Origin of the sequence: Kribbella sp. NBC_01505, assembly GCF_045040285.1 — a bacterium.
Classification (GTDB): domain Bacteria; phylum Actinomycetota; class Actinomycetes; order Propionibacteriales; family Kribbellaceae; genus Kribbella.
The window spans coordinates 8,404,466-8,424,699 of the sequence record NZ_CP109425.1 but is presented as its reverse complement, the minus strand read 5'-3'; the positions used below and the strand labels follow the sequence as shown (position 1 = coordinate 8,424,699).

General features: G+C 67.7%; 18 protein-coding genes. 14 read left to right on the top strand and 4 right to left on the bottom strand.

The window, feature by feature from the left end; all coding sequences use genetic code 11:
* Positions 1-3 precede the first annotated feature (3 nt).
* Entirely contained in the window at positions 4-1,401 is a 1,398-nt protein-coding gene (gene lpdA / locus OG474_RS39660) for a dihydrolipoyl dehydrogenase (RefSeq protein ID WP_405058808.1), read from the top strand.
* Between the two features lie 102 nt (positions 1,402-1,503).
* Positions 1,504-2,034 carry a hypothetical protein gene (locus OG474_RS39655; RefSeq protein WP_405058807.1) on the top strand — a complete coding sequence of 177 codons (531 nt, stop codon included), beginning with the start codon at positions 1,504-1,506 and terminating at the stop codon, positions 2,032-2,034.
* 4 nt (positions 2,035-2,038) lie between these two features.
* Here OG474_RS39655 and OG474_RS39650 read toward each other — a convergent pair whose 3' ends face one another.
* The 3 genes from OG474_RS39650 to OG474_RS39640 are packed head-to-tail and all read right to left on the bottom strand — an operon-like array spanning position 2,039 to position 5,254.
* Positions 2,039-2,791: a metallophosphoesterase gene (locus OG474_RS39650; RefSeq protein WP_405058806.1), complete on the bottom strand. Its 753-nt coding sequence runs from the start codon at positions 2,789-2,791 to the stop codon at positions 2,039-2,041.
* 9 nt (positions 2,792-2,800) lie between these two features.
* Complete coding sequence (locus OG474_RS39645) at positions 2,801-4,309, bottom strand: PstS family phosphate ABC transporter substrate-binding protein (RefSeq protein ID WP_405058805.1); 1,509 nt, start codon at positions 4,307-4,309, stop codon at positions 2,801-2,803.
* A 54-nt stretch (positions 4,310-4,363) separates the two neighbouring features.
* On the bottom strand, positions 4,364-5,254 hold the full coding sequence (locus tag OG474_RS39640; protein ID WP_405058804.1) for an NAD-dependent epimerase/dehydratase family protein: 891 nt from the start codon (positions 5,252-5,254) through the stop codon (positions 4,364-4,366).
* Positions 5,255-5,362: 108 nt separating this feature from the next.
* On the opposite strand from OG474_RS39640, the gene OG474_RS39635 reads away from it, so the two are divergent.
* From OG474_RS39635 to OG474_RS39605, 7 genes are all read left to right on the top strand, one after another.
* On the top strand, positions 5,363-6,256 hold the full coding sequence (locus tag OG474_RS39635; RefSeq protein WP_405058803.1) for an AraC family transcriptional regulator: 894 nt from the start codon (positions 5,363-5,365) through the stop codon (positions 6,254-6,256).
* A 54-nt stretch (positions 6,257-6,310) separates the two neighbouring features.
* Entirely contained in the window at positions 6,311-7,672 is a 1,362-nt protein-coding gene (locus tag OG474_RS39630) for a dihydrolipoyl dehydrogenase family protein (protein WP_405058802.1), read from the top strand.
* A 56-nt stretch (positions 7,673-7,728) separates the two neighbouring features.
* Positions 7,729-8,742: an energy-coupling factor ABC transporter permease gene (locus tag OG474_RS39625; RefSeq protein ID WP_405058801.1), complete on the top strand. Its 1,014-nt coding sequence runs from the start codon at positions 7,729-7,731 to the stop codon at positions 8,740-8,742.
* The gene (cbiQ, locus tag OG474_RS39620) at positions 8,739-9,497 is read left to right on the top strand and encodes a cobalt ECF transporter T component CbiQ (RefSeq protein WP_405058800.1); all 759 of its coding nucleotides are present in this window, start codon (positions 8,739-8,741) and stop codon (positions 9,495-9,497) included. The genes OG474_RS39625 and cbiQ overlap by 4 nt, the downstream gene beginning before the upstream one ends.
* The gene (locus OG474_RS39615; protein ID WP_405058799.1) at positions 9,494-10,267 is read left to right on the top strand and encodes an energy-coupling factor ABC transporter ATP-binding protein; all 774 of its coding nucleotides are present in this window, start codon (positions 9,494-9,496) and stop codon (positions 10,265-10,267) included. Before cbiQ ends, OG474_RS39615 begins: the two co-directional genes overlap by 4 nt.
* 117 nt (positions 10,268-10,384) lie before the next feature.
* A complete protein-coding gene (locus tag OG474_RS39610; protein ID WP_405058798.1) occupies positions 10,385-11,170 on the top strand; it encodes an SGNH/GDSL hydrolase family protein in 786 nt (261 codons plus the stop codon).
* A gap of 691 nt (positions 11,171-11,861) precedes the next feature.
* Positions 11,862-12,608, top strand: coding sequence for a maleylpyruvate isomerase family mycothiol-dependent enzyme (locus OG474_RS39605; protein WP_405058797.1), 747 nt, complete (start codon positions 11,862-11,864; stop codon positions 12,606-12,608).
* Between the two features lie 34 nt (positions 12,609-12,642).
* On the opposite strand, the gene OG474_RS39600 is transcribed toward OG474_RS39605, so the two are convergent.
* Positions 12,643-14,937, bottom strand: a complete 2,295-nt coding sequence (locus OG474_RS39600; RefSeq protein WP_405058796.1) for an ATP-binding cassette domain-containing protein — start codon at positions 14,935-14,937, stop codon at positions 12,643-12,645.
* A gap of 107 nt (positions 14,938-15,044) precedes the next feature.
* Between OG474_RS39600 and OG474_RS39595 the strand changes: the two genes are divergently transcribed.
* From OG474_RS39595 to OG474_RS39575, 5 genes are all read left to right on the top strand, one after another.
* Positions 15,045-16,097 (top strand): LacI family DNA-binding transcriptional regulator, encoded by a 1,053-nt coding sequence (locus OG474_RS39595; protein ID WP_405058795.1) that lies wholly within the window; start codon positions 15,045-15,047, stop codon positions 16,095-16,097.
* A 90-nt stretch (positions 16,098-16,187) separates the two neighbouring features.
* Positions 16,188-17,489 (top strand): extracellular solute-binding protein, encoded by a 1,302-nt coding sequence (locus OG474_RS39590; RefSeq protein ID WP_405058794.1) that lies wholly within the window; start codon positions 16,188-16,190, stop codon positions 17,487-17,489.
* A gap of 32 nt (positions 17,490-17,521) precedes the next feature.
* Complete coding sequence (locus OG474_RS39585) at positions 17,522-18,397, top strand: carbohydrate ABC transporter permease (protein WP_405058793.1); 876 nt, start codon at positions 17,522-17,524, stop codon at positions 18,395-18,397.
* Positions 18,394-19,275: a carbohydrate ABC transporter permease gene (locus OG474_RS39580; protein WP_405058792.1), complete on the top strand. Its 882-nt coding sequence runs from the start codon at positions 18,394-18,396 to the stop codon at positions 19,273-19,275. The genes OG474_RS39585 and OG474_RS39580 overlap by 4 nt, the downstream gene beginning before the upstream one ends.
* A gap of 235 nt (positions 19,276-19,510) precedes the next feature.
* On the top strand, positions 19,511-19,822 hold the full coding sequence (locus OG474_RS39575; protein ID WP_405058791.1) for a hypothetical protein: 312 nt from the start codon (positions 19,511-19,513) through the stop codon (positions 19,820-19,822).
* Positions 19,823-20,234 lie beyond the last annotated feature (412 nt).

Genomic DNA, 20,234 nt, shown 5'->3' with positions numbered 1-20,234 from the left:
AGTATGGCCTCGCACTTTGACGTTGTTGTCCTCGGCGCAGGTCCGGGTGGGTATGTCGCGGCGATCCGCGCGGCTCAGCTCGGGCTCAAGACCGCCATCATCGAGAAGAAGTACTGGGGCGGTGTCTGCCTGAACGTGGGCTGTATCCCGTCCAAGGCGCTGCTGCGGAACGCGGAGCTCGCGCACATCTTCCGGACGGAGGCGAAGACCTTCGGCATCAGCGGCGAGGTCAGCTTCGACTTCCCGACCGCCGTCCAGCGCAGCCGCAAGGTCGCCGACGGCCGGGTCAAGGGCGTCCACTTCCTGATGAAGAAGAACAGCATCACCGAGTTCGACGGGTGGGGCGCGTTCACCGACGCGAACACCCTCGACGTGACGCTGAACGACGGCTCGTCGGAGACCGTCACCTTCGGCAGCTGCATCATCGCCACCGGAGCCACCACCAAGCTGCTGCCGGGCACCCAGCTGTCCGACCGCGTGGTCACCTACGAGGAGCAGATCCTCACCGAGGAGCTGCCCGGCTCGATCGTCATCGCCGGCGCCGGCGCGATCGGTGTCGAGTTCGCCTATGTGCTGGCCAACTACGGCGTGAAGGTCACCATCGTCGAGTTCCTGGACCGGATGGTCCCGCTCGAGGACCCGGACGTCTCCAAGGAGCTCGCCCGCGCCTACAAGAAGCTCGGCGTCGACGTCCTCACCGGCACCAGGGTCGACTCGATCGACGAGTCCGGCTCCACGGTCAAGGTGACGGTGACCGGCAAGGACGGCGCGTCCAAGGTCATCGAGGCCGACAAGGTCATGCAGGCGATCGGCTTCCAGCCGCGCGTCGACGGCTACGGCCTGGACAAGACCGGCGTCCAGCTCACCGAGCGCGGCGCGATCGCCATCGACGGTCTGTGCAAGACCAACGTGCCGAACATCTTCGCCATCGGTGACGTCACCGCGAAGCTGATGCTCGCGCACGCCGCCGAGGCGATGGGCGTGATCGCGGCCGAAACGATCGCCGGCCACGAGACCATGGAGCTCGACTACGCCATGATCCCGCGGGCCACCTTCTGCCAGCCGCAGATCGCCAGCTTCGGCTACACCGAGGAAGAGGCGAAGAAGCTCGGCCACGAGGTGAAGGTCGCCAAGTTCCCCTTCACCGCCAACGGCAAGGCCCACGGCCTCAACGACCCGAACGGCTTCGTGAAGGTCATCAGCGACGCCAAGTACGGCGAGCTGCTCGGCGCGCACCTGATCGGCCCCGAGGTCACCGAGCTCCTCCCCGAGCTCACCCTCGCCCAGAAGTGGGACCTCACCACCAAGGAACTGGCCCGCAACGTGCACGCCCACCCGACCCTGTCCGAGGCCCTCCAGGAAGCCTTCCACGGCCTCGAAGGCCACATGATCAACTTCTGATCGCACCCCTGCAGCCGCCGTGGACCCTGGGTCTGCGGCGGCTGTTCTCATGACGGCGTGACCACTACGCTGACCTTCCGTTCTCAGCCTCGGAGGGACAGCGTGGCGAAGAAACAAGCCGAGCCCTTGCCGCAACACACGGTCGACGAGATCCGCGCCGCGTGCGAGGCTCCCCTCCCGCCGGGCGTGACGATGGTCCTGATGAACAAAACCGTCACCGGACTGCACGTGAACCAGTCGGGCGTCGCGGTCCTCGAGCGCCCCGATCGTCCATGGCGTCAACTGCCCGCGGTGACGAAGGTGTCCCGTGGCGCCTTCATCCGCAGCCGCATCAGGCTCCGGTTCGCCGACGGGACCAAGACGACGGTGCGTCCGTACAAGGAGAAGTTTCGCTGTCTCCTCGAGACGGGCAAGCGCGACAGCCTGAACTTCTCCTCGCCGAGCAGCGGCGACGCCCGCAGCAACGACTCGCCTCTGGACAGCCTCGCCGCCGTCTTCGTGATCCTGGTGGCGATCGTCCTGTTCCCGATCTCGCTGGTCATGCTGGCGCGTGAGCTGTTCGGTACCTCCGCCCGCGCGAAGCAGGCGGCCCTCCTGCTGCCGCAGTTGCAAGCCGTCGCCCAGCCGCACTGAGGCCTCAGGGGAAGCGGTAGAGCGTCTGCAAGGGCTCGCTGGGGTAGTGGATGTGCAGAGCCAGGCCAGGGCCGGCCTTGGGATCGAGCATGCCCCTGTTGGGGACAGGCGGCTCGAACGGGAGCGGGATGGTCGAGCGAATGCCGGGAGCGCCCAGCACCTGATGACCGGCAAAGGACGTGACGATCGCGTTGTGCACATGCCCGGTCAGGATCGCGGTGATGGGTTTGCCGGTCAGCACGGCCGCGAGCGCCTCCTGAGCGCGCAGCGGCCACTGGTCCATGACCGGGTGGTGCATGTCGAGCGGCGGATGGTGCATCGCCACGAACACCGGCCCGTCGAACGGCTGTTGCAGTACGCCGTGCAGCCAGGTCAGCGTCCCGCCCGTGAGCAGCCCGTAGTCCTCACCAGGCACGCTCGTGTCGAGCAGCACGAACCGCGCACCGGCAACCTCACGCACCTGATGGATCGGGTGCGCCTCGCCGGGGGAGTCCAGGAAGTCCGCGAGCCCCGCCCGCAGCGGTGCGCTCACGTCGTGGTTGCCGGGAATCACCAGCACCGGTACGTCGGCCGGCAGCTCAGCCGCCAGCTCGTCGTACTCGGCCGCGAGACCATGGTCAGTCAGATCCCCACTGACCAGTACGACGTCCACCGGCGTACGGAACGCCTTCAGGTACGACGTGATGCGCCGCAAGCGGTCACGGGCAACGTCGGTGCCGTCCAGATGAGGGTCGCTCAGGTGTGCGATGACGATCATCGCAAGACACTAACCGCAGAACCCCGTCGGCAGATCGCCGCAGGGGACGAGACCGCCGCGTTCGAGGACCGGCCGGGCCTTGGCCGACCCGAGGTAGTCGAGGAAGGCCGATGTGAGCGACTTGGGCTCGGGAGCCTTGTAGGTGTAGGCGTGCTCGACCTCCCAGAACCGGTACGACCGGTCCGCCACCCTCGCGGTGTCCGGGGCGACCTTGTCGATCGTCACGGTCGAGACCTGCGCGAACCTCCGCGCGCTCCCGAGCTCGGCGTACCCGATCGCGCCGTCGATCTCGTTGACGCGGGTGAGCAGCTCCTCCGTCGTACCGACCTCGCAGCGGTGGTACTTCGCCACCGCGTCGTCGTCGCGGGCGCAGTTGTCGGAGGAGATACCGAGCTCCTGGTCACCGGCGAGTACCTTCTCGCGGAACACCCGGCGCGAACCGGAGTCGGGTCCGACCCGGCTGACCATCCGGATCGGGAGATCGCTGCCGCCGACCTGTTTCCAGTTGGTCGACCTGCCGCTGTAGATGTCGCGCAGTTGCGTCGTGGTCAGCGCGTTGACGTCGGCCGCCCGGTTCACGGTCACCGCGAACACGACCACCGCGACCGGCGTACCGACGAGCTCGGGTGCGCCCTCGGCGGGACCGTCCGACATGGCGATCTGCTTGGCCGCCTGGGCAGCGTCCTTGGGCCCGAGCTCGGCCAGCGCACGGACGCCGCTGCGGCTTCCGTTCGCGGCGATCACGACGTCGGCGCTGGTGCACTCGGTCGCGTACGCGGTCCGCAGTTCGCGCATGGTCGGCTCCACTGCGGTCGAGCCGATCACCCGGAGCTGGCCCGACGAGCAGTCGTCCGGCGGCTTCAGCACGTCGACGAGGAAGAACGCGACCAGTGCTCCGACCAGGACGAGCGACAGCGCGCCGAACAGCAACGTACGACGACCCGGGCCGCGCGGGCGTGGTTCGTGATAGACCCCGCCACCGGTCGAGCCGCCGGCCAGGTAGCCCGAGTGGCTGACGCCGGTTCCGGTACCGGACAGCACGAGCAGGAACTTGAAGTGGTCGCCGCGGTTGATCGCGATCCGCGGCAGGACGAGTTTGCTGGTGTCGACGAAGTTCGCCGGTGCCAGCCGCCGTTCGAGCATCTCGCCCAGCGACTGCGGGTAGGCCTCGGTCACCTTCAGCCCGACGATCTTGCGATCGGGGAACGCGAAGGCGACCTTCTCGTGCATGTCGTGCGGATCGATGTCCATCCCGCCGGCGTTGTCCAGCCGGAGCAGCACGATGCTCGGATCGGGTACCACCGCGCCCTGGTGGCGGACCTCGACGTCCACCATCCGCTGGGTCTGGTCGGCCCGCGGGTAGACGCCGATCCGCGCGTCGACCTGGACGCGGTAGACGAGACGCTTGCGGCGGAGCAGGTAGCGGTCGACCAGCCAGGCGACCGCCGTACCGATCAGGGCGATGGCAGCGATGACGGTTTCGAGATTGACGGACGCGAAACCAGAGAAGTCGAACAACGTGCCCCCACTTCGATGAGTGCAGGACGCTAGTCCGTCGCGGTGAACGCCCGCTTACCGTCCGGTGACCGTCTCGGTGAGCACCGCCTCGAGGGGCGTTGCGGTGACGCCGAGGACGTCTGAGGTGTGAGTGGAGTCGAGTAGCAGCGGCCGCCGGGTGAGGTACTGCATCTCGATCAGCTCCGCCATGATGGGGTCCCGCTCCAGCTCTGCCACCGGCATCGCAGCGAGTTGCGGGTACGGCGCCCGAGCGGCCGCGGCCAATGCCGTGGTCAGCGCGCGGACCGGGAGCGTCGAGGTGGACGGGACGTGCCACCCGCGTCCCCACGCACCAGGATGCCGAGCGGCCGCGATCATCGTGCGCGCGGCATCGACGACGTACGTCCAACTGTGTTCGACGTCGAGATCGCCGGGATAGGCAGCCGCGAACCCCGCCAGGACGGCAGGCGGGACCAGCAGGTTGTACGCCGACATCGCGCCCGCGCCGAGGAAGTCGCTGGCCCGAACCTCGGTGACCCGGACGCCGCTCGCCGACGCGTCCAGCCACATCTGCGCCCGGACCGAGCCCTTCACCGTGGTCGGCGCCAACGGGTGATCCTCGGTCATCGGTCCGTCGACCGGTCCATAGCCGTAGACATTCCCGAGCATCACGTAGTCCGTGCCAGTGCGTTCAGCCGCGCCGAGCAGGGCGGCCGCGAGCGGTGGCCAGTCGGTGGGCCAGCGGTTGTACGGCGGCATCGCGCAGTTGTAGAGCGTGGTCGCGCCTTGAACCAGCTCGCTGAGCCGGTCGAGAACGGTGGCATCGGCGGCGACCCGTTCGATCCCGGCGTGCTCGGGTCCGGAGCCGCTGCGCGTGATGAGCCGGACGCGCTCGCCGCTGTCCGCGAGCAGCCGGGCCAAGGCCAGGCCGGTTGCTCCGGCGCCGACCACGGCAGAGAAGGTCATCTGCATCTCCCGAAAGGTTGTTGGAACTCGAACCTACGAAGACGGCAGCGCTCTGGGACATGGCCGCGACGCTCGGCACCATGTCCGAGCGTCTGGCATGCTGGCGTGGTGGACGTACTCAGCGACGTACTGACTGCCCTCCGCACCGGCCGTCCGCACGCTTCGCACACCCAGGAGCAGGCGCCGTGGGGGATTCGCTTTCCGGCGGGTGCTGGAGCCGGGTGCCATGTGCTGCTCAAGGGCTCCTGCTGGCTGCTTCCCGCGCGCGGCGAGCCGATCCGGCTGAGCGTGGGTGATGTGGTGTTCGTCCCGCACGGCGCGGGCTACGCGTTGGCCGATCATCCGGACAGTCCGCTGACCGAGTTCCGGTTCGACACCGCCGTACCGGCCGACGCGGTCACGGATCAGGACGCGCCGATCCAGCTGCTGTGCGCGGCCTACTACTTCGACCGGTCGAGCAGTCACCCGCTGCTCGAGGAGCTGCCCGACGTTGTGCATCTGTCCGGCCGGCAACCGGCTCTGGCCGCGGCGATCGAGCTGCTGGCCGCAGAGCTCAGCGATCCGCGCGCGGGTACGTCCGCGATCTTGTCCGGGCTGGTCGACATGCTCTTGCTGTTCGTGCTGCGCGCCTGGTTCGACGACGAGCGATCCACCCAAGGCTGGGCGACCGTGCTGGCAGACCCGGGGCTGATGGCCGCACTCCACGGCATCCACGGCACGCCTGAGCACCCGTGGACCGTCGCCGAGCTTGCTGGGCTGTCCGGGATGTCGCGCGCGACCTTCGCCAAGCGGTTCAACAGCGCGGTTGGGCGGACGCCGCTGGGCTACCTGACCTGGTGGCGGATGACGCTGGCGGCTCGCCGGTTGCACGATTCCGATGCGCCGCTGCGCGCGATCGCGGCGCGGACCGGATACGGGACCGAGTTCGCGCTGGCGAAGGCGTTCAAGCGTGCGTACGGCGTGGCTCCGGGGGAGTACCGTCGCCGACGCCTTACCGGCTGATGACGCGCCGGGGTGGGGCTTGGTCGGGGGGATGGGGTCTGAGAGATTGGCGCCATGGCTGAACAGGTTGACGTGGTCGTGATCGGGCTGGGTGTGGGCGGCGAGGAGGCCGCCGGGCGGCTGGCCGAGGCGGGGCTGAACGTGGTGGGGATCGAGCCGCGGCTCGTCGGCGGTGAGTGCCCGTACTACGGGTGCATCCCGAGCAAGATGATGATCCGCGCCGCGAACCTGATCGCCGAGACCCGCCGGGTCGACGGCATGGCCGGTACGGCGACGGTGCAGCCGGACTGGGCGCCCGTGGCCAAGCGCATCCGCGACGAGGCGACCGACAACTGGAACGACCAGGTAGCGGTCGACCGGCTGGTCAAGAAGGGCGTCACGTTCGTCCGCGAGCACGCGACGATCACCGGGCCGCGCAGCGTGAAGGCGGGCGACCGAGAGTTCGAGGCGTCGAAGGGCATCATCGTCGCGACCGGCACGGTGCCGCTGGTGCCGCCGATCGACGGCCTCGCGGGTACGCCGTTCTGGACGAACCAGGACGCGGTCCGGGTCGAGACGCTGCCGGCGTCGCTGATCGTGCTCGGCGGCGGCGCGATCGGTGTCGAGCTCACCCAGGTTTTCGCGCGCTTCGGTGTCGCGGTGACCGTGGTCGAGGGCGCGGAGCGGATCCTGTCGATGGAGGAGCCGGAGTCCGGCGACCTGGCCCGCGAGGCGCTCGAGCGGGACGGCGTGACCGTCAACACCGGCGTGCACGCGTCGAAGGTCGCGCACGACGGCAACAGCTTCACCGTCACGCTGGATGACGGCCGTTCGGTCTCGGCAGAGAAGTTGCTGGTGGCAACCGGTCGTCGGGTCGACATCAAGGGCCTCGGGCTTGACCAGGTCGGGCTCGACGCGGATGCCCGCCGGATCGAGGTGGACGAGCACGTCCGGGCCGCCGACGGCGTCTGGGCGGTCGGTGACGTGACCGGGGTCGGTGCGTTCACCCACACGGCCATGTACCAGGCGAACATCGCCGTACACGACATCCTGGGCACGCAGGACGCGCCGCTGGCGCGGTACCACGCGATGCCGCGGGTCACCTTCACCGATCCGGAGATCGGTGCGGTCGGGCTGACCGAGAAGCAGGCCCGGGAGCACGGTCTGAACATCGCGACCGGCGTGACGCAGATCCCGTCCTCGTCGCGCGGCTGGATCCACAAGGCCGGCAACGAGGGCTTCATCAAGCTCGTCGTCGACACGGATCGCGGCGTACTGGTCGGTGCGACGAGCGCTGGGCCGACCGGTGGTGAGGTGCTGAGCGCCCTCGCGATCGCGGTGCACGCCGCCGTACCTGTGCACTCTCTGCAACAGGTCATCTACGCATACCCGACGTTCCACCGGGCGATCGGTGATGCGCTCAAAGATTTGTTCTGAGTCAATTGTGACGGGCGCTGTTGCGATCCGGTCGCAACAGGATCAAGAATGTCCGCGTGCATGTTCCTGATGGCTTCTTCGACGCCCCGACGTCCATCGCCACCGGCCTGATCGCGGCCGGTGCGGTCGGCTTCAGCCTCCAGCGCGCGAACCGGGAGATCCGTGAGACGGGTCCCGCGCTGGCCGGGCTGACGGCGGCCTTCGTGTTCGCCGTACAGATGGTGAACTTCCCGGTCGGCGCCGGGACCAGCGGCCACCTGCTCGGCGGTGCGCTGGCAGCCGCGCTCGTCGGCCCGTGGACCGCCGTACTGGTGATGTCGACGGTGCTGCTCGTCCAGGGGTTGCTCTTCGCGGACGGCGGGCTGACCGCGATCGGTACGAACATCACGCTGATGGGCCTCGTCACGGTCCTGGTCGGGTACTTCATCACTCGCGCGCTGCTGCAGGTGCTGCCGCGCCGGACGGGCAGCGTCGTACCGGCGGCCACCGTTGGTGCCCTCGTCTCGGTGCCGGTTGCGGCGCTGTGCTTCACCGGCCTGTACGCGATCGGCGGCGCGGTCGACATCCCGCTCGGCAAGCTCGCCACCGCGATGGTCGGCTGGCACATCCTGGTCGGCATCGGTGAGGCGGTCATCACGGCCGCCGTGCTCGGTGCGGTCGTCGCGACCCGGCCCGACCTCGTGTACGCCGCTCGGCACCTGCAGCAGGATCTCGTCCTGGTCGATGCCGACGGCAACACATCCACGGTGTCCCCGGACAAGCCGATCGCGGCCAAGCCCGCCGGTCGTTCACTCGGGATCGCCGTCGCCGTCACGCTCGTCGTTGCCGGTGGCGTCAGTCTGTTCGCGAGCGCGCATCCGGATGGGCTCGAGTTCGTCGGCGCCAAGCTCGGGTTCGAGTCGGCGGCCAAGGGCTCCGCGGTCGCCGGGAGCCCGCTGGCCGATTACGGCGTGAGCGGGATCGGCAACGCTCAGGTGTCCGGTGCGCTCGCTGGGATCATCGGCGTACTGGTCACGATCGCTCTCGGCCTCGCGATCGCCAAGCTCGCCTCGCTGCGCAAGGCCTCGTGAGCGGCGACGGCCTGCTCGTCGCGGTGGACAGCAAGGTCCACCGGATACCGGCCCAGGTCAAGATCGTCGCCCTGTTCGTCTTCGTCTTGGCCGTCGTCTCCACCCCGGCCGCGCACTTCTGGGCCTTCGCCCTGTACGCCGCTCTGCTGGTCGGCGCGGTCATCGTGGCTCGGCTGCCACTGCCGGTGGTTTCCCGGCGGCTGGCGGTGGAGACGCCGTTCATCGTATTCGCGCTGCTGCTCCCGTTCGTCGCGACCGGGCCGACCGTCGACGTACTCGGCGTGCAGTTGTCGGAGTCCGGCGTACTGGGTGCTTGGAACGTGCTGGCCAAAGGCACGCTCGGGGTGATTGCCGCGATCTTGCTCTCGGCTACTACCGGGCCGCGCGAACTGCTTGCCGGGCTTGAGCGTCTGCGGTTGCCGTCGACGTTGGTGGCGATTCTGTCGTTCATGGTGCGCTATCTGAACGTCGTGTCCGACGACCTGCACCGGATGCGGATCGCACGCGAGTCTCGCGGGTACGTCGGCGGCCGAGCCGGGCATCTGAAGGCGATCGCCGGGGGAGTGGGTGCGCTGTTCGTCCGCAGCTTCGAGCGCGGTGAGCGGGTGCACCTCGCCATGCGGTCGCGCGGTTACAACGGCCGGATGCCGCTGCTGAGCGAGGTCGGCGCGAGTCGCTCCCAGTGGGTCGAGGGGCTGACGATCTCCCTGGCTGCGGTGGCCGTCGCGGTGGCCGCTAGGGTTGTCGGCTTGTGAGCGGACCAGCGATCCATGTCGAACGTCTCGTCTTCGCGTACCCGGACGGACGGCAGGCCCTGTACGGCGTGGACTTCACCGTCGAGCGTGGCGAGCGAGTCGCGTTGCTCGGGCCGAACGGGGCGGGCAAGACCACGCTCGTTCTGCATCTGAACGGGATTCTTGGTTCGGTCGCGGGCGGTTCCGGGAGCGGGCGGATCGAGGTCGGCGGGACCGGTCTGCATCGCGAGCATCTGCCGGTGATTCGGCGCAAGGTCGGGCTGGTCTTCCAGGATCCCGATGACCAGCTGTTCATGCCGACCGTGCGCGACGACGTCGCCTTCGGCCCGGCCAATCTCGGGCTGCGCGGCGCCGAGCTGGAGGACCGGGTGCGCGAAGCCCTGGTCCAGGTCGGCATGCAGGATCACGCGGACCTCGCGCCGCATCACCTCTCGTACGGGCAACGGCGTCGGGTTGCCGTCGCGACCGTGCTCGCGATGCGACCCGAAGTACTGGTCCTGGACGAGCCGTCGAGCAACCTCGACCCGGCCAGCCGGCGTGAGCTCGCCGACATCCTTACCGGACTCGACGTCACGCTGCTGATGATCACCCACGATCTGCCGTACGCGCTGCAGCTGTGCGAGCGCAGCCTGCTGATGGACAGCGGCCGGATCGTCGCGGACGGCCGGACCCGGGACCTGCTCGGCGATGCGGACCTGATGAGCGCGCACCGGCTGGAGCTGCCGTACGGGTTCGACCCGCTGTCGGTCCCCGGACCGGAAGGCCGCTGACCTACTCCAGAAATATGCCGTCAGTTTCTTACCAAGACCTTGTCTGTTACCCGCGAGTCGGCCATCGTGACTTTGAGTACTGCAGTCGCCACCCCTCGCACACAAGGCGGTCCGCCCATGAAGACCATCGCCAGTGTTCTGTCCGCCGCGGCCCTCGGCGCCGTGACGCTACTCAGCCCCGGCATCGCCCACGCCGCAGTCAACTACGTCGCCCTCGGTGACTCCTACGCCTCCGGAGTCGGTACCCGCACCTACATGGCTGACAGCGGCAACTGCCAGCGCTCCACCAAGGCCTACCCGTACCTCGACGCCGCCCGGCTCGGCGCCTCCCTGAAATTCGTCGCCTGCTCCGGCGCCCGCGTCGCCGACGTCACCGCCAACCAACTCAGCGCGGTGACGAGCGCGGCCAACCGCATCACCGTCCAGGTCGGCGGAAACGACGCCGGCTTCTCCTCGGTGATCACCGAATGCGCCAAACCCGCCTGGCTCGGCGACTGCGACACCGCGATCAACAACGCCCAAGCCACCATCAACAACGCGATCCCAGGCCGCCTGAACGGCCTCTACAGCTCGATCCGCAGCCGCGCCGCCTCGGCCAAAGTGATCGTCGTCGGCTACCCGCGCCTCTTCAACGGCACCGACTGCAACGCCGGCACCTTCTTCAGCCCCGCCGAAATGACCCGCCTCAACGCCACCGCCGACCTCCTCAACTCCAAGATCTCCACCGCCGCCGGCGCCGCCGGCTTCTCCTTCGTGAACCCCACCGCCGCCTTCACCGGCCACTCCGTCTGCGGCAACCCCGAATGGATCAACGGCCTCTCCAACCCCGTCAGCGAGTCCTACCACCCCAACACCACCGGCCAAGCCCAATACGCCAACCTGGTAGCCCCCGCCCTCAAATAACCTCCCGGTACGACGGCGCCGGTTCCCCGCCGATCGCATGCGGCCGACTCGGCCGCCCTGAGCCTCCGGCCTTTGGCTGCTGCGGGCGCTTGAACGACGCCGATCGCGAGATCCACGGGGATCTACTGCCGCTGGGTGGCAGCAGATCCCCGCAAACCCGCGTTTCTGCGCGCTGGCATGCGGCCGGCAGCCGATCACCTGCCACGACCGATCACCTGCCGCGATCCCGCTCCCCCAAACCGCAACAAGCAACTACGTGCCAGTAGATCCCCGGTGGAGCGAGTGAACGTGCCCCCGATTCCCGCCGCACCGGACAGGCCGGACACGAACGCGGTGGCTGGCCGCCGCGGCGGCCGTTTCACTGAAGCGCCAAGCGGGCGCCGCGCCGGCTGAGGGGGATGGTGCGGTCGGCGATCGCGTGTCCGTTGTCTGAGCTTCCGGGCTTCGGTTGCGGTCGGTGAGTTGAGGTCGCCTGAAAGTGCGGGTTGCGAGATGTGCGGGGATCTGCTGCCGCTCCGTGACAGTAGATCCGCGCAAAGGCGCAGCAAACGGGCGCGCTTGCCGGTTCACGGACTTCTGCTGCCACAGAGCGGCAGTGGGCGTCCGTGAATCGGGCGGAATGCGCCTGGGTGAACCGTTTTGGGGTGGGTGGGCGTGGACTTGGGACGGGTGTTGCGGAGGGTGGAGACGGATGTTGAATTACGGGCTTGAGTTGACGGGTACTGAGCGGGATGAGGCGGTGTGGGATCTGGTTGCTGAGGGGGCGGCACTGGATGAGGTGGTTGCGGGGGAGGCGGACTGGGATCAGTTGACGCCGGCGGCGGGGTGGACTGTCGCCCATCAGATCGCGCACCTGGCGGCGGCCGATCGGAACACGTTGCTGGCGGTGAAGTCGCCGGAGAGGTTCTCTGAGGTCATCGGGCGGTCGGCGGATCTGGATGCTGAGGCGGGGGCTGCGCTGCCGCGGGACACACTGCTGGAGCAGTGGCGGGCGGGGCGGGATGAGCTGGCTGGAGTGTTGAAGGATCTGCCGGCTGATTACGCGTTTCCCTGGTATGGCTCGGATCTGACTGCTCCGATGATGGCGCCGATGCGGGTGATGGAGACCTGGGCGCACGGGCAGGACATCTACGACACGCTCGGCGTGGAGCACCCGCCGAGCGATGCGTTGCGGCATGTGGCTGCGCTTGGCGTGGCTGGGCGGGCGCTCGGGTTCGTTGCCGGCGGGCTGCCCGTCCCGACCGAGGCGGTCCGGGTTGAGCTGACTGGTCCGGGTGCGGGCACCTGGGGGCCGGAGGATGCCGAGCAGCGGGTCGAGGGGAGTGCCCTCGACTTTGCGCTGCGCGTCACCCTCCGACGCTCCCGCAGTGAGACCGACCTGAAGGCGGTCGGCGAGGACGCGGAGCAGTGGCTCGACGTCGCCCGCGTCTTCCTCTGATCAAAAAGGCAGCCAGTACGACCGTCGAGCTGGCCTACTCGGTCGTGACGTACTCGCGGAGGTGTTCGGCGGTGAGGGTCGGGCTGCTTTCGACGAGGTCGGCCGGCGTACCGGTGAAGACGACCTGACCGCCGTCGTGGCCGGCGCCGGGGCCGATGTCGATCAGCCAGTCGGCGTGCGCCATCACCGCTTGGTGATGCTCGATGACGATCACCGTGTTGCCGTCCTCGACCAGCTTGTCGAGCATGGACAGCAGTTGGTCGACGTCGGCCAGGTGCAGTCCGGTCGTCGGCTCGTCGAGGATGTAGATCGAGCCGCTCTTGCCCATGTTGATGGCCAGCTTCAGCCGCTGCCGTTCACCACCGGATAGCGTGGTCAGCGGCTGCCCGAGCCCGATGTAACCCAGGCCGACAGTAGACAGCCGGTCCAGGATGTTGCGGGCCGGTCCCTTCACGAAGAACTCCCGGGCCTCGGTCACCGTCATCCGCAGTACCTCGCTGATGCTCTTCGCGCGCAGCTTGTACGCGAGCACCTCCTCGGTGAACCGCGCGCCGTTGCAGACCTCGCAGATCGAACCGACCTCGCCCATCATCGCGAGATCGGTGTAGACCAGCCCGATGCCCTTGCAGGACGGGCAGGCGCCAACCGAGTTCGCGCTGAACAGTCCCGGCTTCACGCCGTTCGCCTTCGCGAACTCGGCCCGGATGGGATCCAGCAGACCTGTGTACGTCGCTGGGTTGCTCCGCTTGGATCCTCGAATCGGCTCCTGTCCCGCCACGATCACGCCCGGCCGACCGGCCAATGAGCCGTGGATCAGCGAGCTCTTGCCAGACCCGGCCACACCCGTGACCACGGTCAGCACGCCCAGCGGGACCTCGACACTGACGTCACGCAGGTTGTGCAGGTTCGCGTTCTCGATGACGAGCTGCCCGGTCGGACGCCGTACGTCGTCTCGCACGGCGACCCGATGGTCGAGATAGCGACCGGTCAACGTGCCGGACCGCTTCAGCCCCTCGAGATCGCCCGCGTAGCAGAGCCGACCGCCCGACAGACCAGCGCCCGGACCGAGGTCGACCACATGGTCGGCGATCCGGATGGTCTCCGGCTTGTGCTCGACGACCAGAACGGTGTTGCCCTTGTCGCGGAGCTGGATCAACAGATCGTTCATCCGCTGAATGTCGTGCGGATGCAGCCCGACGGTCGGTTCGTCGAAGACGTAGGTGACATCACTCAGGCTGGAACCGAGGTGCCGGACGAGCTTCACCCGCTGCGCCTCGCCACCGGAGAGCGTGCCGGACTCGCGGTCAAGGCTCAGATAGCCCAGCCCGATAGTGACCATCGAGTCGAGGGTCTGCCGCAACCCGTCGAGCATCGGGCCAACACCCGGATGCTCGATCCCGGCCACGAACTTGGCCAGGTCGCTGATCTGCATCGACGAGCACTCACCGATCGTGCGCCCCTCCACGGTGACCTTGCGGGCGGCCTCGTTCAGTCGGACGCCACCGCATTCGGCGCAGACGTCCTGCCTGACCGCCCGCTCCGCGAAGGCGCGGGCCTGGCTCTGCATGGCGTCGATGTCCTTGCCGATGTACTGGCGCCGGATCTTCGCAGCGAGGCCCTCGAAGGTCATGCTGTGCTTCTCGACCTTCACCTTCGTCGGCTCCTGGTACAGGAACCGCTGCCAGTCCTCGGGGGAGTAGTCGCGCAGCGGAAGGTCGGGATCGAACAACCCGGTCCTCGCGTAGCCCATCCACCACCAGGTCTCGACGCCGTACCCGGGTGCCGTGATCGCACCCTGGTTCAGGCTGAGCGAGCGGTCGACGAGCTCGTCCACCACGAGTTCGGTGGTCCGGCCGAGGCCTTCGCAGGCCGGGCACATCCCCTCGGCGAGGTTGAAGCTGAAGGCGCCGGCGCCGCCGATGGACGGCGTACCGGCGCGGCTGAAGAGGACCCGCAGCATCGTGTGGGCGTCGGTCGCGGTGCCGACCGTGGAGCGCGAGTTGGCCCCGATCCGCTCCTGATCGACGACAATGGCAGCGGACAGGTTGCGGAGTGCGTCCACGTCCGGGCGGGCGACACTCGGCATGAAGTTCTGGACGAACGCGGTGTAGGTCTCGTTGATGAGTCGCTGGGACTCGGCGGCGATGGTGTCGAAGACGAGCGACGACTTCCCGGACCCGGAGACTCCGGTGAACACGGTCAGACGGCGTTTGGGGATGTCGAGCGAGACGCCGGCGAGGTTGTTCTCGCGGGCCCCGCGGACCTCGATCAGGTCGTGGCTGTCGGCGGCCGGGTGACCGGCTGGGGCGGTCGATTCGGTGGCAGGCATCCTTCAATCCTCCCATTGAACCGCCGTTGAAGACTTTGCCGCCGACGCCCTCGCTCAACCGGTGCGAGAAGTTTCGACACGACGTGAAGGATGTGACAATGTCCGGCATGCGAGCCACCGTGAAAGACGTCGCGAAACTGGCCGGGGTGTCCCCGAAGACGGTCTCCAATGTCATCAACGGTGTGGTGTTCGTCCGCCCGGAGACCCGGGCCCGGGTGGAGCAGGCGCTGAGCGAGCTCGACTACGTGCCGAACATGAGCGCCCGCGGGCTGCGCAACGGCCGGACCGGGATGATCGCCCTCGCGCTGCCCGACCTGCTCCGGCCGTACTCGGCCGAGATCGTCCACCTCGTCGTCGAGCTCGCCCACGAGCGCGGCTGGGGCGTGCAGATCGAGCAGACCGCGGCCGAGCCCAAGCGTGAGTTCGAGCTGCTGTCGAAGGCCCGCGCGTACCTGGTCGACGGCCTGATCCTGAACCCGGTGAACCTCGACGACAGCGCCGTCCTCTCGGCCGGCCCGTTGCCGCCGCTGGTCCTGATCGGTGACGTGGACCAGGATCTGGTCAGCCAGGTCGCGATCGACAACGTGGCCGCCGCTCGCGACATGACCCGGCACCTGATCGACAAGGGCTGCCGCCGGATCGCCGCGGTCGGTACGCCGGAGATCCCGCGCGGATCCAGTGGCGCGGGCGTGCTGGGTGGCGTCGCCCAAGCACCCGGTACGGCGGCCTCGCGGCTGCGGACCGCCGGATATCGCCAGGCGCTCGAAGAAGCGGGTATCCCGATCGATCCGGCCCTGGAGATCGGCCTGGACCGGTGGCGGCCCGAGGGCGCGGCCACGGTGGTCGGCAAGTATCTGGCCCACCACGAACTGCCCGACGCGTTCTTCTGCTTCACCGACACCCTCGCCTCGGGCGCGCTCTCCGCGCTCTGGACCGCGGGCATCGTCGTACCGGCTCAGACGCTGGTCGCCGGGTTCGACAACGTGCTGGACAGCCAGTTCACGATCCCGCCGCTGACCACGGTCGACTTCGACCGCCGGGCTTTCGTCGACGCGGCGCTCGAGCTCCTCGAGGAGCGGATGGCGGACCGGAACTCCGCGCCGCGCCGGGTGATCGTCCCGCACCGGATCATCGAGCGCGCGAGTACCACCACCGGCTGATTCGGACACTTTCCGGCAGAAACAAACACAAACACTTGTCAACGGATTCCAACGATGTAATCATCCAGGTGCCCTGTGAAGGAGACCTGAATGAGTGCGTTGGACCAGCATTTCTCCCGGCGCCGGTTGCTCGGGACGGCGGCAGCGATCGCCGGTGGCGGCGTGCTGCTGGGATGCTCACCCGGAGCGTCCCGGTCGGCCGCCGACCTCAGCTACTGGCACCTGATGACCGGTGGAGACGGGATCGTGATGGCCGGCCTGGTGGACGCCGTCAATGCCCAGAACCTCGGCTTCCATGCGACCCAGACGGTACTGGCCTGGGGCCCGCCGTACTACACCAAGCTGGCGATGGCCTCGGCCGGCGGCCGCGCCCCGGATCTCGCGATCATGCACGCGTCCCGGATCGCCGGCTACGCGCCCGGCGGGCTGCTGGAGCCCTGGGACCTCGACCTGCTCGCCGAGGTCGGGCTGCACGAGCGGGACTTCCCGCCGCTGGTCTGGCAGAAGGGCCTGTACGACGGGAAGCTCTACTCGATCGCGCTCGACACCCACCCGTTCGTGCTCTACTACAACACCGAGCACGCCGAGAAGGCCGGTGTCACCGACGACCTGCACACGCTGAAGTCCACCGAGGAATTCACCGAGGTCGCGCGCAAGCTCCAGAAGGTCACCGGCAAGCACGGCCTCTCGTACGGCTACCTCGGCGACGGCTCGCAGATGTGGCGGCTGTTCTACACGTTCTACCGCCAGCAGAACGCCGAGATGAAGCTCGTGCCCGGTCAGAAGGCGCAGGTCGACGAGGCCGCCGCGGTCAAGGCGCTCAAGTTCGTGCAGTCGTTGCTCGACGACACCATCGCCACGAAAGCCGGAGACGGCGGTACGGCGACCAGCGAGTTCCTGCACGGTGAGAGCGGGATGCTGTTCGGTGGTGTCTGGGAGCTGCCTCCGATCAAGGATGCGAAGCTGCCGTTCGACGCGATCCCCATTCCAACGTTGTTCGGCACCGACGCGGCATACGCGGACTCGCACACGTTCGTGCTGCCGCGGCAGTCGAAGGTCGATCCGGAACGGCGTCGGCACACGTACCAGCTGGTCGCCGAGATCCTCAAGCGCTCGGTGAAGTGGGCCGGCGCCGGCCACATCCCGGCGTACCAGCCAGTGATTCAGTCCTCGGAGTATCAGGAGCTGAAGCCGCAGTCGAACTACGCGGGGATCCCGGCGTACGTGAACTACGACCCGGACGCGTGGTTCGGCGGTGCGGGCAGTGACTTCCACCGGTACTTCGCCGAGAACGTCCAGAACGTCTATCTCGGCAGCGGGGATCCCGCGGCCGGGTTCGAAGGTTTCGTGAAGCGGCTGAACGTGCTGCTCGACCGTCCGCAGCCGCTGTGAAAGGGGCAGCGGCTGTGAAGGGAGAGGGGAAGATGTCGACCCGCCGTGGGGAGAGCCTCACCGGCTGGGCGTTCGCGGCGCCGTTCGCCGTCCTGTTCGCCCTCTTCCTCGTGGTGCCCGCGATCTACGGCCTCTACCTGAGCTTCACGGGGGAGACGCTGACCGGTTCCGGTGGTGAACTACTCGGCTTCGCGAACTATGCCGAGGCGCTGACCGATCCGGACATGTGGCGATCGCTCGGCAACACCTTGTGGTTCACGGTCCTGAGCACGATCCCGCTGGTCGTGCTGTCCTTGGCGTTCGCGTTGCTGGTGAACCTCGGCCTGCCAGGTCGTTGGCTGTGGCGGCTGTCGTTCTTCCTGCCGTACCTGCTCGCCTCGACGGTCGTGGTGATGTTCTGGTCCTGGATGTACAACCCCAAGCTGGGCCTGATCAACGGCGTACTGGCCGAGTTCGGGATCGGGCCGGTGGCGTGGCTGCAGGATCCGAAGGTCGCGATGATCTCGGTCGTGGTGACCACGTTGTGGTGGACGATCGGCTTCAACTTCCTGCTCTACCTGGCCGCGTTGCAGAACATTCCGGAGCAGCAGTTCGAGGCGGCCGCGATCGACGGTGCCGGGAAGTGGCGGCAGCTGTTCTCGATCGTGATCCCGCAGCTGGCGCCGACTACGACGTTGATCCTGACCTTGCAGGTGCTCGCGTCGCTGAAGGTCTTCGACCAGATCTACATGCTGACCAACGGCGGCCCGGCCGGTTCGACCCGCTCGATCGTGCAGTACATCTACGAGTCCGGCTTCACCGGCTACCGGTTCGGTTTCTCGTCAGCGATCTCGTACCTGTTCTTCGCGATCATCGTGCTGGCCTCGCTGGCGCAGTACAAACTGATCAACCGCAGGAGTGCCGTATGAGTACGCATACGTTGTCGCGAGGGATCAAGCAGGGGCACAAGCCTGGGGAGAACCCGTGGAGTGTGTCGCGGATGGTTGCCCTGCTGGTGCTGGCCTTTCTGGCCGCGACCTGGCTGGTCCCGTTCGCTTGGTCCGTGCTGACCTCACTGAAGAGTGAGGCGGACGCCGGTGCCTCATCGATCAGTGTGAATCCGCCGGACGGGTTGGGTTTCGACGCGTATCGAAAGGTTCTCGCGGCCGGCGACATCCCGGCCTGGGCGTGGAACAGCCTGCTGACCTCGGTCGCGATCACGTTGATCACCGTCGCCACCTCGGCGTTGGCGGGCTATGCGTTCTCGCGGGTCGCCTTCCGTGGCAGGCGCTGGCTGTACGCCGCGATCATCGCGGCGATCATCATTCCACCGCAGTTGCTGATCGTGCCGCTGTTCCGGCAGATGCTGGCCTTCAACCTGGTCGACACCTACTGGGGCATCATCCTGCCGCAGGCGTTCGCACCGGCGATGGTGCTGATCCTCAAACGTTTCTTCGACCAGATCCCGGTCGAGCTCGAGGACGCCGCGCGGGTCGACGGTGCGAACCGATTGCGGGTGTTCTGGTCGATCGTGTTGCCCTTGTCACGCCCGATCCTGGCCGCGGTCGCGATCTTCGTGTTCATCGGTGCGTGGAACAACTTCCTGTGGCCGTTCATCGTGACCACCGACGCGGATCTGATGACGCTGCCGGTCGGTCTGCAGACGGTGAAGAGCGCGTACGGCCTGCAGTACGCCCAGAACATGGCCTCGGCGATCCTCGCGGCGTTACCGCTCGTGGTGGTCTTCCTGTTCTTCCAGCGCCAGATCATCAAGGGCATCGCCACCACCGGATTCGGTGGCCAGTAACGAGTTGCGCAAGGTTTGCATGACAGGACAACGTCCGTACGAAACCTGGACAACGGTTCCGGAACCCGGGATTCCTGAACTCATCCCTTGAAAAGCTCGTCACTCTCAGCAAGGCTTCACGGATCACTTCCGCGTCGTATCCGGGAGCGGACAGGACGGGGGAGTGTGCGGTCGCGTGGAGACACGCGCCGCGCCATCCGCCACTCGGGGGTAGTAACGACAAGAAGGGGGACGCGTGTCAGCGATGACAAGGCTCGCCGATCAGTGCCGTGATGTGAGGAGTCACGGCAACGAAGGACTCGGCCGGGCTTCGATCCAACCGGCGGTCTGCACCGGCATCCACGAGGTGAACTCGTCGATCCCGTCGGTGAAGCCGCGACGCGTGGCGGTACTCAGGCTGAGTAGCGGCCTGACCACCACGCTGCGACTCGACGAAGGCGCGGTTGCGCCGGAGCGAGGCGCGACAGTGTTCGTCCGGGGAGGCCGGGGGATGGGCGATCAGCCTGCCTCAGGTGGGGTCATCCTCGCGTCGGCATCACCCAGCTGAACACACAAGTCCAGACCACTGGGCTGAATCAGTGACTCGCCGGTCTCAGGTCCCAACGCCGAGCTGAGGCCGGCAAGTCCCTGCCGAGGCCCAAAGGCCTGTCCAGTAACGATTTCCCAGACCAGTCGCTCAACTGGTCCCTCACCCGCGTCCACCAAGGCGCACTGGGGAGCCCTACCTACCCCGAACCGACCTGCCGAACTCCCCGAACTGGTTTGGGGTGCGCTGCCTGCCCGAATCGGTCTGTTGAGCTCCCCGAACTGGTTTGGGGTGCGCTGCCTGCCCGAATCGGCGTGCCGGACTCCCCGAACTGGTTTGGGGTGCGCTGCCTGCCCGAATCGGCGTGCCGGACTCCCCGAACTGGTTTGGGGTGCGCTGCCTGCCCGAATCGGCGTGCCGGACTCCCCAAACC